We start from the raw sequence: 16,786 nt of genomic DNA on the forward strand, positions 1-16,786 counted from the left end.
TTTTCTTCCCCGGATCTCATTTCCTCTTTCCTTCTCCTTCTTTCTTCATGATTTTCACAGAAAAAAGGGGAGCGCATTCCCTTCCTCCGGAATACCTCCCATTATCCCTAGATTAAGTATATACGATTATCGTTTCATTCCATTCACGATTTGCAGTTAAAAATTCTTTTCTTTAATTTACAGGATAAAACGATGCCATATCCCTACCAGCTTTTTTGACTCAATGGTAGGAATTATACCATTTGGGATTCTAAAACACAAATAATAATTTTCTCTTGACAGTTTCTGTATAATTTTATTATTAATTAATGATAATAATTAATTTTTGAATGTACGCAGCTACCTGCTGCTTCCGTTCATAAAGGAGAAAACCATCATGTTCTTTCAGGAACAAGAAATCGTCATTTCCGGCACGTATCCTCTCGCAGGCACACTGGCGCTTCCTGAGGGAGACAAAGAGCGATATCCTGCTATCGTTATGGTGCATGGAAGCGGTGATATTGATCGGGACGGGAATGCAAAACAGCTCCATATGAAACGGGACTGTTCGACTTGATTGACGACGCGGTTGCCGCAGTGGAATTTGCGAAGACACATCCGCACATTCATCATGAGCAAATTATTCTTCTGGGGCACAGTGAAGGCGCCATTATCGCCCCGGCCGTCCACAAGCGCTCTTCTGTGCAAGGCATGATCCTGTTTGCGGGAACGGCTGAGCCGCTGGCTGAAACCACAGCATGGCAGCGGGAACAAATGAAAAATGAAATAAAAAATTAAAAAGGCTTCTCGGGTTGGCTCCTCCGCTTATTGAATGTGAGCGGCAAACTGGACAAAATGAACGATGACTTAATCCAGAAAATCACGAACACCGACGAGCCTGTTATCCGCTATAAAGGAAAGAAAATAAACGCCAAATGGAACTGGGAGTATATTCATTATGATGTACGGGAGTACCTGAAGGACGTTGCCTGCCCGGTCCTCGCCATCACCGGAACAAAAGATGTGCAGGTACGCCCCGAACACACTCAAGTAATCTGCAGTATAGTACAAGGATCGTGTGAATCCTATCTCATCGAAAATATGACGCACATTCTCCGAAAAACGGATGCAGAAATGGAATTCAGTGTTCTTCTAAAAGATTATAAAAACCAGGTAAAACAGCCAATCGATAAAGAGTTGAAAGAAAAAATGGTTGAATGGCTCTCCCGGCAGTTCGGATAAAAAAGAAACAGACGCCCCGCTTTCGATAAGCGGGGCACTTTTTTAAGGACGAGCGGCAACGCCCGCGAGTTTTTCTTACTTTTTGGGACGGGTACGGTTTGTCGGCGTCGCACTAAGCGGATCATCCGGCCAGTAATGCTTCGGGTATCGTCCCTTTAGATCTTTTTTTACTTCAAAATAAGCGTTCTTCCAGAAGCTGGCCAGATCCTGCGTCACCTGCACGGGACGCTGTGCCGGCGACAGCAGATGCAGGGTAAGCGGCACCTTTCCCCGGGCGATGCGCGGTGTTTCCTTAAGTCCGAACATCTCCTGGAGTCTGACGGCAAGCACCGGATTATCCGGGTCGCTGTAATCAACGGGAATGCGTGAACCGCTGGGAGCCGTAAAGTGTGTCGGAGCATACTCATCCAATACTTGACGTTTTTCCCATGGAAGCATGGATTCAAATATGCCCGTCAAATTCAAACGCTGCAAATCGCTCCGGCTCTTCAAGCCGTAAAGATGAGGAGCAAGCCAATTTTCAAGCGTCGAGACAAGCGCTGAGTCGGAGACGTCCGGCCACTCAGCTTCGATTTTATGCATAAAGGCAAGGCGCTGACGAAACTGACGGGCGGCTCGCGTCCACGGCAGTATCTCCAATCCCTCCTGTGCAATTCCGTGAAGCAGCGCTTCCAGTATCTCTTCCGGATCCGGGTCTGCAAACGGCGCATCCTTCAGAAGCAGGGCACCCAGACGCTTGCGCTTTCGTGCGCGTACAGCCTGTGCCGTTCCGTCCCATTCAATGACAGACGCTATCTCAATTTGATCGCCCATATACTGTTCCAACTCCGTAAGCTCTATGGGAGCTGCCAGGAAAATGCGGCTCTCAGGCACCTGATCCCCCAATTCTGCCGCGACCAGATAAGGCGCATTCGAAAGCGGCTGCAGTTCGCTGAAAGCAGCCCCTCGTCCATTCCGCAGAAGGAAGCGGCCTGTCGTTCTCTTCTGGGCAATCCTGTCCGGATAGGCAAAAGCAAGCAGGATACCGCAGGCGTCTGCGTCGCCTTCTTCTTCCTCTGAAATTCCCAGCATCCTTCTCCAACGATCCGCCTCCGAAAGAATCCGGCGGCAGGCGGCCGTATCGACATGAAAACCTGAAACCAACATAGCTTCCGTCCGTCCTGCCTTTTTTACGCTGCGGAGCGCTTCGATGCGAAGACGCAAATCCGCATCTAAGACTGTACGATCGCTGCGTAAAACATCCCGTTCGGAAAGAAGCGCCGCAAGTTCGCAAGCCAGTCCGCCAAGTCTCAGAGGAACGGCTTGAAGGACCATGTGGGCAAGCCGGGGATGAAGCCCGAGTTCTGCCATCCGCCGGCCATGCGGGGTAATCGTACCGTCTGACGCTAGGGCACCGAGCTGACTGAGAAGCTCACGCGCCTGCGCAAACGCGGCAGCAGGAGGCGGATCAAGCCAGAGAAGCTCACCAGAATCAGAGACGCCCCACGCGGCCAATTCGAGCGCAAGCGGCGCAAGATCCGCCTCCAGAATCTCCGGAATGCTGCGTAAAGCAAGATGTCTGTCCTCCTGCTCCGTCCAGAGACGGTAGCACACCCCCGGTCCCTGCCGGCCCGCACGACCCCGGCGCTGATCCGCCGAAGCCCGCGACACCGGAACAGTTTCAAGGCTCGTCATCCCGGTTCTGGGCGAGAAGCGCGGAATACGCATCAACCCACTATCGATAACTATTCGGACACCTTCGACTGTAAGACTTGTCTCGGCAATCGATGTCGCAAGCACAACTTTGCGCTCGTCAGGCAGACTTGGCGAAATAGCTAAATCCTGTGCCTCCCTCGAAAGACTGCCATAAAGGGGAGCAATATGTACATTTCGGCCCAGTCCTGCTTCCACAAGTCGCGTCTCCGTTCGCCGGATTTCACCTGCGCCCGGCAAAAAGACCAGAATATCGCCTTCATCATTCTTAAGCGCCTCTTGAACTGTACGCGCAACTACCGTTTCCATGCGTTCTTCGACGCGGCGGTTCAAGTAGCGGGTTTCCACCGGAAAAGCCTGTCCTTCGCTCACGATAACCGGTGCGTCATTCAAAAGGGCAGCCACCGGATCGGCATCCAGCGTAGCCGACATCACCAAAATCCGCAGATCTTCCCGCAGTACAGATTGAGATTCCAGACAGAGTGCAAGCCCCAGGTCCGCGTGCAGATTCCGTTCATGAAATTCGTCGAAGATAACGATTCCCGTATCTTCCAGGGCCGGATCCGCCTGCAGGAGACGGGTAAGCACTCCTTCGGTAATGACCTCGATGCGCGTTTTCGGTCCTACTTTCGTATCCAGCCTGACCCGGTATCCTACCGTCTCCCCCACCTGTTCCCCAAGCGATGCCGCCATATAGCGTGCAGCAGCCCGGGCGGCCAAACGGCGGGGCTCAAGCATAAGGATGCGGCTGCCTTCAAGCCACGGCTCGTCCAGAAGAGCGAGCGGAATCCGGGTTGTCTTCCCTGCCCCCGGTGGCGCCACGAGTACTGCATTTTTATGTATCTGAAGCGAGTTTTTCAATGCCGGGAGTACCGCTTCAATGGGAAGTTGTGTCATCATCTATCACCCCATCACAGCTATTCGAACGAATTATATCAGATTCTCTCCCGGCCTATCTGTTAAATTCGATCGTCGCCTACACACTGATTACCCTGAGGTTTTATATAGTCCACATATCGAGGTAGATAAACTCAGAAACTAAGAATTTTAGAGGCTGAGCATAAGTACATTGTATAGAAAAACCATCTACAGGAAAGGCGGCTGGCCAATGCATTATACTCCATCATTTCCCCTATATCCTACGATGCCTCCTCCCTCTCACCGTAATGACCAGTACGTAATGAAAGTCTCAGGAGAAGGAACGCTTTCTGTCACGCCTGATAGAGCCATTGTTGTACTGGGCGCAATCACGGAATCCAAAGACGTGAGCACAGCCCAAAAAGAAAATGCGGAAACCGTATCAAAGATAATCAACTCCATTTTAAGACTGGGGATTCCAAAGGAGAACATCAAAACGAGTGACTATAGAATCGACATACAATACGACTATGAAGACGGGAAACAGATTTTGCGCGGATATAAAGTCACCCATCTGCTTCAAATTACCATCGATAAAATCGAGCAGACGGGACTTGTCATTGATACCGCTGTCAATAGTGGCGCCAACTCCGTCTCAGCCATCAAATTTACGGTTGCACAACCGAACATCTATTACAATCAAGCCTTATCGCTGGCCATCAACAATGCTCAGCAAAAAGCCGTTACCATGGCGAAAACGTTAGGAGTCACACTGAATCAAATCCCGAACAGGATTCAAGAAGTATCCGGTGCACCGGAACCTGTCCCTTACCAGACTTCCCTTTATGCAATGAGTGCAGCTACTCCCGTCCAGCCGGGACAAGTAGAGATTTCCGCTGAGATACGGACTGAATATTCTTACACAGTATGAGAAGTTCTTCTTCCTGTGCCATCCCCATGAATAGGCAGAGTAGACTGGAGAGATTATATAAAGATGGTAGAAGATGTTTTCATAAAGCATGTTTGAGGAAAAGGTCTTCATGAGGCTAACTCTCCTTCCAATCTTACAAAAGCTGGAGGTGCCGCAACTTGAATCGCAATCAAATGAGAAACAACACGCCGTGGCAGGAATTCGAAGGCCCGAATCTGGGATATGTGCATCAATTATACGAGCAATATCTTCAAGATCCCGCATCCGTTGACCAGGAGATGAGGGAGTTATTTGACCAGTGGGGAGCACCGCCGCTGTATGAAAGCGGAGAAATCCTTCCGCAGAAAAACATGCAGGCTGCAGATAATGTGGAGATAATGCAAAAAGCGGTCAAAGCGGTTAAATTAATCCAACAAATTCGCATGAATGGACATTTATTCGCAAAAACCAACCCGTTCGCAAATGAAAAAGACCTGGATCTGCATCTTCTTGCTCCGTCAACCTATGGCATTAGCGACGAAGATTTACAGGCCATTCCCGCAAAGGTCGTGTGGTCTAAAGCGCCGGAGCGGCTCCGCACTGCATGGGATGTGCTCATGCATCTTCGTGATGTCTACACAGGCTCGACCGCCTACCAATTTACGCATATCAACAACGCCGAAGAGCAAGAATGGCTAAGCCATATAGTCGAATCCGGAAAAGCAAAACGGGAGTTTACGAACGCCCATCACCTCTCCCTTTTAAAGAAGCTAATAGAAGTCGAGGAGTTTGAGGAGTTTCTTCACCGTACTTTTGCAGGCCAAAAAAGATTCTCCATTGAAGGGCTTGAGATGCTTGTACCCATGATTGATGACCTCGTTCGCCAGGGCGCACACGACAGAGTGCGCCATGTGCTGATTGGTATGGCCCACCGTGGACGTTTAAGTGTCCTTGCTCATGTTTTAGGTAAGCCTTATGAGAAGATTTTTTCAGAATTTCATCACTCCCCCAATAAAGACCTCTTCCCTTCGGAGGGGTCAACCGGAATGAATTACGGCTGGACGGGGGACGTCAAATATCACCTGGGGGCCGACCGGGAGATAGAAGCCGATAATGCTGCCCGTATGCGGCTGACCCTGGCCAATAATCCAAGCCACCTGGAGTTTGTGAACCCCGTCGTGGAAGGCTATACGCGGGCGGCGCAGGAAGACAGGCAGGTAGCCGGAGCTCCCAGGCAGGATGTCAACAAAGCGTTCACGATTCTGGTTCATGGCGACGCGGCTTTCCCCGGAGAGGGCGTTGTCGCGGAAACACTTAATTTAAGCCGGTTAAAAGGGTATCAGACCGGCGGTACGATTCACATTATCGCCAACAACCAGATCGGATTTACGACAGAAAGCGAGGATTCAAGATCTACAAAATACGCGAGCGATCTGGCGAAAGGGTACGAAATTCCGGTTGTGCACGTAAAAGCCGACGACCCGATCGCCTGCCTTGAGGCAGTCTTTCTCGCCTATCAGTACCGGAAAAAATTCAAGAAGGACTTTTTAATCGATTTAATTGGCTATCGCCGGTACGGACATAATGAAACGGATGACCCGGCCGTTACTCAGCCTATTCTCTATGCCAGAGTCTCTGAGCATCCAAGAATTACAGCCATCTACACCAATATGCTGAAGAAGGACAAAGTCGTCAGTGAACAAGCCGTAAAGAAAATGAAGCAAGAGACTCAGGAACGGTTAAAGAAAGCCTACGACAAAATGAAAACCGATGAGAAACAGGAAGATGAGCTGGTGCAGGGCATCGAAAGCGGCGACGAATTCGGGATAAAAACGACCGTTCCGTCAAATACACTCGCTGAACTGAATCGGCAGCTCCTCGAATGGCCGGAAGATCTCACCGTCTATCCCAAGCTGGAAAAAATTTTGAAGCGCAGAGAAAAGGCGCCGGATGGCTATGTCGATTGGGCGCTGGCAGAAACGCTGGCCTTTGCGTCGATTCTGATGGACGGCATTCCAATTCGGCTCACCGGTCAAGATTCAGAGCGGGGCACATTCGCCCAACGCCACCTTGTGCTGCATGATTTTAAAACCGGAAAATCGTTCGTTCCTCTGCAGCACATCCCCGATGCACGCGCTTCTTTTGCCGTCTATAACAGCCCTCTGTCGGAAGTAGCGGCATTAGGCTTTGAATACGGCTATGATGTGCTGGCTAAGGATACGCTGGTACTTTGGGAAGCGCAGTTCGGCGATTTTGCCAACGTGGCACAACCTATCATCGACACATTTATCGCCGCAGGAAAAGCGAAATGGAGGCAGATCTCGAATCTGGTTCTCCTTCTGCCCCACGGGTACGAAGGGCAAGGACCGGAGCATTCAAGCGCCCGCCTGGAACGTTTCCTGCAACTTTCGGCCGAACAAAACTGGACCGTTGCCAACCTGACAAGCGCGGCTCAATACTTCCATCTTTTACGTTTTCAGGCATCGAAAGCGGGCAAAGAGGACGCCCGGCCGTTAATTCTCATGACGCCCAAGAGTTTGCTTCGCAATCCGCGCGCTGCTTCACCGTGGACAGAGTTGAGCCAGAGCTCGTTTAAACAGGTAATGGAACAGCCCGGCCTTGAAAAAAATGCAGAGACAGCCGAACGTCTTATTCTTTGTTCGGGAAAAGTCGCGATTGATTTGGAGGCGGAATGGGAATCACGGCAGGTAAACGATGGGAGAATCCATATTGTCCGCGTAGAGCAGCTCTATCCGTTCCCGAGAAAGGCCCTTCAGGAGATTGTGGACCGCTCAAAACGCCTGAAGGAAATTGTCTGGGTACAGGAGGAGCCGAAAAACATGGGGTCCTGGTCGTATATAGAGCCGCGGCTCAGGGAACTGGCCCGGGTGCCCGTACGCTACGTCGGCCGACCTTACCGCTCAAGCCCGTCTACAGGCTCACCGGATGTGCACAAGATGGAACAGCAAAAAATCATGGAAGAAGCTCTACTTCTTACGAAATCCAATACTGTCATGGCAGGGGGGCACACTCATGAGTGAAGTAAAGGTACCGGAACTGGCAGAGTCAATAACAGAAGGAACGATTGTAAAATGGCTAAAAGCGGAAGGTGATTCCGTTTCCCGGGGTGAAGTGCTGGCCGAACTGGAGACGGATAAAGTCAACATAGAGATTAGTGCAGAAGAAGACGGAAAGCTGGAAAAAATTTTGCGCGAGCCGGGAGATACGGTGGAGGTAGGTGAAGTCATCGCCATGATTGCGCAGGGAGCCGGAGGAGACACGGCTCCGTCCAAGGAAGAGACCGCCGCACCTAAGAAGCAAGCAAAGCCGCCCAAAGAAGAGAACGCTCCGCTGGAGAAAGCAACGATACCGCCTAATGAGGAACAGGACGAAGTTGAGCCGGCCCGCTCCCCTGATAAAGAAGGGGCAGAAATCCATAGCTCGCGTGCGGCGAGTCCTGCCGCACGAAGATTGGCCAGGGAACGGGGCATTGATATAGACTCCGTGAGAAGCCAGGACCCTCTCGGAAGGATCAGAGTAGATGACGTAAAAGCAAGCGGTGAAGCACAGCCGGAAGTACGTCAGGAAAAACCGGCCGCTCCAGCGCCTGCAGGCGCACAGAAGCAAGCCGAACGCAACCCTCAGGTTGGAGCCGGTGCAAAGCTAACCGGCACAGACAAGCCGATAGAGCGTGTGCCGATGTCTCGGCGCCGCCAGACTATCGCCGAGAGACTGGTCTATGCTCAGCAAACCGCAGCCATGCTGACGACATTCAATGAAGTCGATATGACGGCCATTCTTGACGTTCGCAAGCGCCGTCAGGAGAAGTTTGTGGAACAGCACAACGTGAAGCTTGGCTTTATGTCCTTCTTTACAAAAGCGGTTATAGGCGCCTTGAAAGCTTTTCCTCTGCTTAATGCAGAAATTCAGGGCACAGATATCCTGATTAAGAAATATTACGATATCGGGATTGCGGTTTCCACCGAGGGAGGATTAGTCGTGCCCGTCGTTCGTGATGCGGATCGACTTAGCTTTGCAGATTTGGAAAAGAATATTGCTGATCTGGCAAAAAAGGCTCGTGATAACAAATTGAGCCTGTCTGATCTTCAGGGAGGCACCTTCTCCATCACGAACGGAGGAATTTTCGGTTCCATGCTATCTACGCCGATTCTCAATCCTCCTCAGGTCGGTATTCTGGGCATGCATAAGATTCAGCTTCGGCCTGTTGCCATTGATACAGAACGGACGGAAAACCGGCCGATGATGTATATCGCCCTATCCTATGACCACCGGATTGTCGACGGAAAAGAAGCGGTTAGCTTCCTGGCAAGAGTAAAAGAACTGTTGGAAGATCCGGAGGCATTGTTGCTAGAGGGTTAAATTTTCGCCTGGCCTGTCCTTACGATTGATGTAAAGACAGGCTTTTTTGATTAAACATAACTCAATAAAACCCTGCAAATGAAAAAGCCCGCGGGATTTCCCGCGAGTCTTCGGATGGCTGTTAATTAATATGCTTGCCGCTGCTGTCTTGCGCCGACTCGAAACGAGCCTGCAATTGGTCCATCTGCTGTTCCATTGCGCTTACGGCGCCCTGATCACCATTGTCCTGCACTTGTTCGATGGCACGGCGGGCATGAGCCATCGCATTGCGTGCCCCATTCATAACCTGTTTCTCATTCGGCGTTCCTTCAAGCTGACCGACGGCCTGAAATGCATTGTTTAACGATCGCTGCGCATCCTGTAACGATTGGTTGTCCATCACGAATCCCCCTTCACATGTTTGTTTTCGTGTCGGTGACACTCTTTTCAGTATGAGAATTTATGCGCATTTTATGCCGTCACAATCAGAAACCGTTCACGCGCGCAGGTTGAATAATCGAACAGCTTAAGGTGCATACTATAACTGTCACAAATTACAGGAGGTCGTTAACATGAACACACAACGTGCCAAAGAGATCGCTGCTTCACCTGTTATGGCCAATGTTACTTATCAAGGAGTACCTATCTATATACAGCATGTGGATGAAAACAATGAAACGGCCCGAATTTATCCGCTTGACCAGCCGGGGAATGAACAAACGGTATCTTTGAACAGCTTGATAGAGCATTGAATCAAGCTGTTCGTAACGTTATACTCAATTGTTTCGCGCGTAATGAACCGTATCACCAGAAAGGGCGTCTGACTTTTGCGGTGCGAAGAAAAAGAGTGAAGAGAACATCCTTTACTTTTGAAATCTGTCCAATATGGTAAAAAACTCCCTGAGAAACTCGTAGAAGAGCTTCTCTGTAGGAAGCAGTTGACGTTCACTGGGAATAATGACACCGACCGTACGGGTAACCTGGGGCTCAATGACAGGTAGCTTTACTGTTGAACGTGGTAGGCTGTCAATCAATGTAACTTCGGGAATAAGCGCCACACCCAGACCTGCCGAGACCAATCCTTTAATGGCGTCAATATCCTCTCCTTCGAATGACACATTGGGCCGAAAGCCAAGCTGTTGGCAAGCATTCATTATAATTTCACGTAAAACAAACCCCCTGGGAAACAAGATAAATGAATCATCCCGTAATTGGCTCAGTTTCAGCGAGGGTTTATCCGCAAGAGGGTGGCTAGATGGCAGCAATGCAACAATATTTTCTGTAAATAAAATATTCCCTTTCACCTTTTTTTCCTGCTTAGGCACCGGACCAAGCAGCGCCATATCGATTTCCCCTTTCACCACCCCATCAATCAAATAACGGTAAGAACCCTGATTGAGCTGAAATTTAACTTGAGGATAGCGCTCGCGAAAGGCAGAAATGGCAGTAGGCAGCGTATAAGCAGCCAGACTACTCGGAAATCCAATGCGAATTGTACCTTGCTCCGGGTCTAAATACTCTTCAACTTCCCGCCTTGCATTATCGATTACCTTCATTGCTTGTTCCATATGCTTCAGAAATATTCTTCCAATCGGCGTCAATCTGACGTTCCGTCCTTCCCGGATAAACAGATCAACACCCAACTCCGATTCCAGATTAAAAATCTGCCGGCTTACAGCGGATTGTGCCACATGTAAAGCCAGAGCGGCCTCCGTCACATGTTCTCGCCTGGCAACCTCAATAAAATATTGTATCTGTCTTAATTCCAATGTTTTCATCCTCCTTCCCAATCATCTCATATCGGCATGATTATTATCTAACTTTCATATTGTTTAGATTATTTTTCAATTATAAAATACACCATAGTAAGAAAATCTAACATTTATTAAAGCATAGTAAGTCTATATATGTCAGATTATCTCTAAAATTTTAACTTTGTATCATACATTCTTAAACAAGGGGAGAACTGAAGAGAACATGGCTACTTTACAGGAAGTTAAACAAACGGGAACACAAGTTGCGAAAGATTATGTGAATGAAGTGTATGAAGCTGTGAAGAAGCGTAATCCTAATGAAAGTGAATTTCATCAGGCGGTTAAAGAAATTTTTGATTCTCTCGTACCTGTATTTGCAAAACATCCAAAATACATAGATCATGGCATACTTGAAAGAATTGTGGAACCGGAAAGAGTGATTACCTTCAGAGTACCATGGGTAGACGATCAAGGAAAAGTACAGGTAAACCGCGGATTCCGTGTACAGTTCAACAGCGCGATCGGTCCTTATAAGGGCGGCTTACGCTTTCACCCTTCTGTAAATGCCAGCATCATTAAATTTTTAGGCTTTGAACAAATCTTCAAGAACTCCTTAACTGGCCAGCCAATCGGAGGAGGCAAAGGCGGCTCCGATTTCGATCCAAAAGGAAAATCCGATGCGGAAATCATGCGTTTCACGCAAAGCTTCATGACAGAGCTCTACAAATATATCGGGCCAGACATCGACGTACCGGCCGGAGATATCGGGGTTGGCGCACGGGAAATCGGCTTCCTGTTCGGACAATACAAAAGAATTCGCGGCGGCTATGAAGCCGGTGTATTAACAGGGAAAGGCCTTGGCTATGGCGGGAGCTTAACACGTACTGAAGCTACAGGCTATGGTACTGTTTACTTTGTACAGGAAATGTTAAAAGACAAAGGGCTTAGCTTTGAAGGAAGTACGGTTGTTGTATCCGGCTCCGGTAATGTTTCCATCTATGCTATCGAAAAAGCTACCCAGTTAGGCGCAAAAGTCGTGGCTTGCAGCGATTCCAACGGCTATGTTTATGACCAAAATGGCATCAACCTTGATACAGTAAAACGACTGAAAGAAGTCGAGAGAAAAAGAATCAGTGAATATGTGAAGGAACATCCGCAGGCGCAATACTTTGAAGGATGCTCAGGAATCTGGTCCATCCCCTGCGATATCGCCCTGCCGTGCGCGACGCAAAACGAAATCGATGAAACATCGGCAAAAATTCTGGTCGCCAACGGAGTCAAAGCCATCGGCGAAGGGGCAAACATGCCGTCTACATTGGAAGCAATTGATGTGTTCCTGAATAACGATGTTCTCTTCGGTCCGGCAAAAGCCGCCAATGCAGGTGGCGTAGCGGTTTCTGCATTGGAGATGGCGCAGAACAGCGCAAGACTGTCGTGGACATTTGAAGAAGTGGATGCGAAATTACATCAAATCATGAAAAACATCTATCAGAACAGCATGCAAGCTGCGGAAGAATACGGTCATCCGGGAAATCTGGTTGTCGGTGCTAATATCGCAGGCTTCCTTAAAGTTGCCGATGCAATGGTAGCACAGGGAGTTATTTAATAAAAAGCAGGAAAATTCAGTTGAAGATATACTAAACTTTCACTAACTTTAAGGGCGCTCGCTTATAGAAATCTATAAGCAGGCGCCCTTTTGGTTTTGTTACACTCATCTGGTACTCAATGAAACGGTTACTTTAAATAAGTCACCATCTACCTCAATATCTAAATTGCCTTCGTGCAGGTCTATAATCGATTTAGCAATGGCAAGTCCAAGTCCTGATCCTTCTGTATGACGGGATGTATCCCCACGTTTAAATCGTTCAAACAGCTCATCTATATCTTCGCTAAGCTCGTATTTGGTAACATTTTTAAAAGTAATTACCGCTTTGTCATTTCCTTTTTTCACTGAAATATATACTCTGGTGTTTTCTAATGAATATTTGAGAATGTTTCCGATTAGATTGTCAAACACCCGCCACAGTTTTTGTCCATCGACAACAGCATAAACAGGCGTATCAGGGTTTGTGACCCGAAATTGCAATGTTGACTCTCCGATTGTTTCATTGTATTCAGCAAGTGCCTGCTGCAAAAGCTGGACAAGATCTACTTTTTCTTTTACAAGCTCAACGTTCCCGCTTGCCATTTTGGATGCTTCAAATAAGTCATCAATGAGCACTTTTAATCGTTTAGACTTACGGTCAATAATCTCAACGTATGCGTCACGCTCTTCGTTTGCTAAATCTGATTTCTTCAAAAGCTCTGTGTACGTAATGATAGAAGTTAACGGTGTTCGCAAGTCATGACTCACATTTGTAATAAGCTCCGTTTTTAATCGTTCACTTTTCGCCTGTTCCTTTTGCGATGCTTTGATACCATGCTTTAATGTATTAATATTAGCTGCGAGAACGGCTAATGCTGATTTCCCTATCACAGGTATATCCGGCTCCAAATTTCCATGCACGCATTCGTCAGTGCTGGTAACAATACGATTAAAATAGCCGGTACGCTTTATGATTACGATGGAGGCTGGAACGCATACCACAATAAATAAAGGAACATAAAAAAGGATAAACTCAGGCTCTATGAGAGCAATTGCCGCACCAAAGCCAAAAGCAAATACGACGGATAAAAGAACAAATATTTGTACCCCCATACTCCGGATGAGAAACGCTTCCTTTATCCCCCGGTATGCTCTGTACAGTAAGGACTTCTGCCAATCTACTTTCAGGTTCGCCGGTCCTTTTACTCTCTCTAACAAAAATCTCCCTTGAATACATGTTAACGCAACAAAAAAGGCTGTAGCAATTAAACTGAAGAGTGTATTTCTAACATAACTATATACATCCTGATGCAGGTACAGACCATTATCTACTATGGAAAGAAAAAGTGTCAGAAGTCCCGTAAACGCCAAACCCATTACTGCTATGTCTATCGGAATACGGTTGTAGTAAGGCTGCCATTTCCCTGTAGGAATAAATTGAATAACCGGTATTTTTTTGTTTAAATAAAAACTCAGCAGAAAAGCAATAATACCGCTAATGGTGTAGATCAAGAAGATTTTTTGTTTTTGCCCAAAATCATAATAGTCTGCCAGAATAGGGCTTGCCGAAGACGCTGCTTTAGGCAGCGCAATCTGCCCTTCAAACTTGCCCGTTTCCTTTTCTATTAACGGGGTTATCACATCATCATATTCAACAATTGAATTGTATGCTCCCTCAGTTGAAAGATAGCCATACTTTGGCGAAGGATAGCTTTGAATAAATATCATAGTTTTACTATTTATAAACGTATCGATTGAATCGCCGCTGGTGATATTTACATTCGTATAAATTTCTCCCGTTGCCGTGTTCTTTAAATAATACGTAAAAAGATCTTTGTTGTATCTTTCGGATTCTAAACGGTACTTTTCTATCTCACGAAAATAATTGTCGACCTTTTGTTCTTTTTCTTTCACGACTTTTGCCCGGACGTGTTCGTCGCTTTTAAAATTGTTTGTAATATCCTCTATCTTCCTGTCTCTTTCAGCAACATAGGCATCAGCTACTTCTTTATTTCCTGCTAACAGTGCATCCTGAATTTTATGCTCATATTGGCTTTTTATATTCGAGACCTGTGTGGATAAATCTCCATAGCGGTAACGGTGTTCTTCAATTTCCTCGGCCGTGACGGTAATTTTCTTTTTGATTTCTTCTTTATTTATATTACTTAATTCGAACATCTTTAAATAAGCAATAAACTGATTTAGCTGATCTTCAAACTGTTTAGTTTGAAAGTAATCTTTTTTTATATAGTCTTTTCCGTTACATAGTCCTGAGATGATACCGCTTAATCCGAAAGTAAATAACAAAATCCAAATGACGAATATCATCTTATTTTTCGATTTTGTACCCAATTCCCCATACCACCTTTAAATATCTTGGTTGTTTCGGATTAATTTCAATTTTTTCGCGAATCTTACGAATGTGAACAGCTACAGTATTTTCAGCGTTAAAGCACGGTTCCTTCCATACCCGTTCATAAATTTCGTTAATGGAAAACACGCGTCCGGCATTCGTCATAAGCAATTCGACGATTTTATATTCAGTCGGCGTTAATTTCACAACTTCACCGTCGACCGTTACCTCTTTTGCCGATTGGTCTAATGTAAGACCATTAAGATTAATGACTTTTTCTATTCCTTCGTACGTGCCCAGCGTAACGTATCTTCTTAGCTGTGACTTCACTCGGGCAATAAGCTCTAACGGATTAAACGGCTTCGTAACATAGTCATCCGCGCCAACCTGAAGACCTAGAATTTTGTCCATATCCTCGCTTTTTGCACTCAGAATGATAATTGGAATGTTTTTTTCCTCACGTATTTTAAAGGTGGTTGCGATACCGTCAAGCCGCGGCATCATAATATCTAAAATAATGAGGTGAATAACATGCTCGTTCAATTTTTCAATCGCTTCAATGCCGTCTTTTGCTTTTATAACCGTCATACCTTCATTTTTTAAATAGATTTCGATACCATCCCGGATTTCTTTTTCATCATCGACAACTAATACCGTGTAATTGTTCATCCTTTTTCACGCTCCTTTCAAAAGTATATCATGGTCAACTCCCGGGACTTTCTACATTGTAAGATGTAGTTCTTAACATTTAATTAAGGTAATCCTTAAGACTTTCTTAAGTTTATCGTCTTTCTTTCTTAAGGACATACTATTGTGTGACGCTCCTCCTCAGACAAAAACTTTACTTTTACAAAAGAAAAAAGCCTTATTAATGATAAGACTTTTCAACCCATAAAACATTTATTTATCTATTTATGATATGGTTCTTCGTAGCGGTAGGAACGGTTAAAAATTGAGGACCAATACAAAAAGTAATCGGAGATATACGATTCGCCCATCCATCTAAATGCTTGTAAAAAAGGAAAAAACAGTGTAATATAATTACATTATTACACGAAAGGGTGACCATGGGGCGATGATCTTCTAATCCTATTTCAAAAGCACATTCGTTATAATTGCGAAGTCATTTTTGAATAGGATTAGTCTATACTTTTTTAGAAAAAGATGATCGTAGCTATAGTACCAGGTTTACTATGTCTTTTTCCATGGTTCTTGACGACCTCCTATCCAAAAATGACGGATGGGAGGTCTTTTGTTGTCTGTTAGAGAATATGTAGCTTTTTGTAAGTATTAGGGTCATTTACCTTATAACGGATGTTTATTTAATATTTACTACCTTGAAATAGAAAAGAGGAATGTTATGTCACAATTATTGAAAAATCGATTTGTTCAGGCCATTTTCCTTTCAGCCTTGTTCCTTCAAGTAGGAATTTGGGTTCGGAATTTTGCTGTTCTTTTGTTCGTTATGGAAAAAACGAATGGAAATGCTTTTGCTGTTTCCATGATCTCGGTAGCTGAATTTGCTCCAATCTTTGTTTTTTCGTTTATCGGTGGGACATTTGCTGATCGCTGGCAGCCGAAGAAAACGATGGTTTGGTGTGATATTTTAAGTGCCCTCTCTATCTTTGCGGTATTATTAACTCTTGTGTTTGGCTCATGGAAAATCATCTTTTTTGCCACGCTGATTTCATCGATTTTATCGCAATTCTCACAGCCATCCGGAATGAAGTTATTTAAAATGCATTTGAATCCAGAACTGATTCAATCAGCTATGTCCATTTATCAAACGATATTTGCGATCTTTATGGTGTTAGGTCCAGTACTTGGCACATTTATTTTCCAGCAGTTTGGAATTGATGTGTCCCTTGGAATTACCGGAGTTGCCTTCCTTCTTTCAGCAGCGATGTTATCATTTATTCCTGCTGATCATACGATGGATGATGAAAAGAAAACGGCGTCTTTACTAGAAGAGATGAAAAGTGGGATTCGTTATGTTATGGCAAAAAAAGAATTAAAGCTTCTCGGTCTATGTTTTATGGCGGCAGGGTTAGCCA

At 46.1% G+C, this 16,786-nt stretch carries 14 protein-coding genes; 9 read left to right on the forward strand and 5 right to left on the reverse strand.

Annotated elements, in window-relative coordinates; all coding sequences use genetic code 11:
* The first annotated feature begins 376 nt into the window (after positions 1 to 376).
* The 3 genes from B2899_RS11055 to B2899_RS11065 are packed head-to-tail and all read left to right on the forward strand — an operon-like array spanning position 377 to position 1,221.
* Positions 377 to 556 (forward strand): hypothetical protein, encoded by a 180-nt coding sequence (locus B2899_RS11055; RefSeq protein WP_286885788.1) that lies wholly within the window; start codon positions 377 to 379, stop codon positions 554 to 556.
* A complete protein-coding gene (locus B2899_RS11060) occupies positions 553 to 777 on the forward strand; it encodes a hypothetical protein (RefSeq protein WP_286885790.1) in 225 nt (74 codons plus the stop codon). The genes B2899_RS11055 and B2899_RS11060 overlap by 4 nt, the downstream gene beginning before the upstream one ends.
* Positions 778 to 834: 57 nt before the next feature.
* Positions 835 to 1,221, forward strand: coding sequence for a hypothetical protein (locus tag B2899_RS11065; protein ID WP_286885792.1), 387 nt, complete (start codon positions 835 to 837; stop codon positions 1,219 to 1,221).
* Positions 1,222 to 1,296: 75 nt separating this feature from the next.
* On the opposite strand, the gene hrpB is transcribed toward B2899_RS11065, so the two are convergent.
* On the reverse strand, positions 1,297 to 3,810 hold the full coding sequence (gene hrpB, locus B2899_RS11070; protein WP_286885812.1) for an ATP-dependent helicase HrpB: 2,514 nt from the start codon (positions 3,808 to 3,810) through the stop codon (positions 1,297 to 1,299).
* A 211-nt stretch (positions 3,811 to 4,021) separates the two neighbouring features.
* Here hrpB and B2899_RS11075 point away from each other — a divergent pair, with 211 nt between their 5' ends.
* From B2899_RS11075 to odhB, 3 genes are all read left to right on the forward strand, one after another.
* Positions 4,022 to 4,702: an SIMPL domain-containing protein gene (locus B2899_RS11075; protein WP_286885795.1), complete on the forward strand. Its 681-nt coding sequence runs from the start codon at positions 4,022 to 4,024 to the stop codon at positions 4,700 to 4,702.
* A gap of 158 nt (positions 4,703 to 4,860) precedes the next feature.
* Positions 4,861 to 7,722, forward strand: a complete 2,862-nt coding sequence (locus tag B2899_RS11080) for a 2-oxoglutarate dehydrogenase E1 component (protein ID WP_414631771.1) — start codon at positions 4,861 to 4,863, stop codon at positions 7,720 to 7,722.
* Positions 7,715 to 9,061, forward strand: a complete 1,347-nt coding sequence (odhB, locus tag B2899_RS11085; protein WP_286885798.1) for a 2-oxoglutarate dehydrogenase complex dihydrolipoyllysine-residue succinyltransferase — start codon at positions 7,715 to 7,717, stop codon at positions 9,059 to 9,061. Before B2899_RS11080 ends, odhB begins: the two co-directional genes overlap by 8 nt.
* A 121-nt stretch (positions 9,062 to 9,182) precedes the next feature.
* Here odhB and B2899_RS11090 read toward each other — a convergent pair whose 3' ends face one another.
* On the reverse strand, positions 9,183 to 9,440 hold the full coding sequence (locus tag B2899_RS11090) for a hypothetical protein (RefSeq protein ID WP_146809767.1): 258 nt from the start codon (positions 9,438 to 9,440) through the stop codon (positions 9,183 to 9,185).
* Positions 9,441 to 9,612: 172 nt separating this feature from the next.
* Between B2899_RS11090 and B2899_RS11095 the strand changes: the two genes are divergently transcribed.
* Positions 9,613 to 9,792, forward strand: coding sequence for a small acid-soluble spore protein H (locus B2899_RS11095; RefSeq protein WP_146809766.1), 180 nt, complete (start codon positions 9,613 to 9,615; stop codon positions 9,790 to 9,792).
* A gap of 111 nt (positions 9,793 to 9,903) precedes the next feature.
* On the opposite strand, the gene B2899_RS11100 is transcribed toward B2899_RS11095, so the two are convergent.
* Entirely contained in the window at positions 9,904 to 10,809 is a 906-nt protein-coding gene (locus tag B2899_RS11100) for a LysR family transcriptional regulator (RefSeq protein WP_146809765.1), read from the reverse strand.
* 208 nt (positions 10,810 to 11,017) lie between these two features.
* On the opposite strand from B2899_RS11100, the gene gdhA reads away from it, so the two are divergent.
* Positions 11,018 to 12,400: an NADP-specific glutamate dehydrogenase gene (gdhA, locus tag B2899_RS11105; RefSeq protein ID WP_146809764.1), complete on the forward strand. Its 1,383-nt coding sequence runs from the start codon at positions 11,018 to 11,020 to the stop codon at positions 12,398 to 12,400.
* A gap of 105 nt (positions 12,401 to 12,505) precedes the next feature.
* On the opposite strand, the gene B2899_RS11110 is transcribed toward gdhA, so the two are convergent.
* Both B2899_RS11110 and B2899_RS11115 read right to left on the reverse strand, forming a co-directional pair.
* Positions 12,506 to 14,731: a sensor histidine kinase gene (locus B2899_RS11110; protein WP_286885802.1), complete on the reverse strand. Its 2,226-nt coding sequence runs from the start codon at positions 14,729 to 14,731 to the stop codon at positions 12,506 to 12,508.
* Positions 14,709 to 15,401, reverse strand: a complete 693-nt coding sequence (locus tag B2899_RS11115) for a response regulator transcription factor (protein ID WP_146809762.1) — start codon at positions 15,399 to 15,401, stop codon at positions 14,709 to 14,711. Before B2899_RS11115 ends, B2899_RS11110 begins: the two co-directional genes overlap by 23 nt.
* A gap of 691 nt (positions 15,402 to 16,092) precedes the next feature.
* Between B2899_RS11115 and B2899_RS11120 the strand changes: the two genes are divergently transcribed.
* A partial coding sequence (locus B2899_RS11120) for an MFS transporter (RefSeq protein WP_286885804.1) occupies positions 16,093 to 16,786 on the forward strand: 694 nt, incomplete at its 3' end.

Origin of the sequence: Aneurinibacillus sp. UBA3580 (assembly GCF_002375825.1) — a bacterium.
Lineage (GTDB): Bacteria > Bacillota > Bacilli > Aneurinibacillales > Aneurinibacillaceae > Aneurinibacillus > Aneurinibacillus danicus.

Excerpts from the sequence above, each read along its gene's own strand:
- B2899_RS11065 (WP_286885792.1), top strand. The coding sequence starts at position 835 with ATGAACGATGACTTAATCCAGAAAATCACGAACACCGACGAGCCTGTT.
- B2899_RS11115 (WP_146809762.1), bottom strand. The coding sequence starts at position 15,401 with ATGAACAATTACACGGTATTAGTTGTCGATGATGAAAAAGAAATCCGG.
- B2899_RS11055 (WP_286885788.1), top strand. The coding sequence starts at position 377 with ATGTTCTTTCAGGAACAAGAAATCGTCATTTCCGGCACGTATCCTCTC.
- B2899_RS11095 (WP_146809766.1), top strand. The coding sequence starts at position 9,613 with ATGAACACACAACGTGCCAAAGAGATCGCTGCTTCACCTGTTATGGCC.
- odhB (WP_286885798.1), top strand. The coding sequence starts at position 7,715 with ATGAGTGAAGTAAAGGTACCGGAACTGGCAGAGTCAATAACAGAAGGA.
- B2899_RS11090 (WP_146809767.1), bottom strand. The coding sequence starts at position 9,440 with ATGGACAACCAATCGTTACAGGATGCGCAGCGATCGTTAAACAATGCA.
- gdhA (WP_146809764.1), top strand. The coding sequence starts at position 11,018 with ATGGCTACTTTACAGGAAGTTAAACAAACGGGAACACAAGTTGCGAAA.
- hrpB (WP_286885812.1), bottom strand. The coding sequence starts at position 3,810 with ATGACACAACTTCCCATTGAAGCGGTACTCCCGGCATTGAAAAACTCG.
- B2899_RS11075 (WP_286885795.1), top strand. The coding sequence starts at position 4,022 with ATGCATTATACTCCATCATTTCCCCTATATCCTACGATGCCTCCTCCC.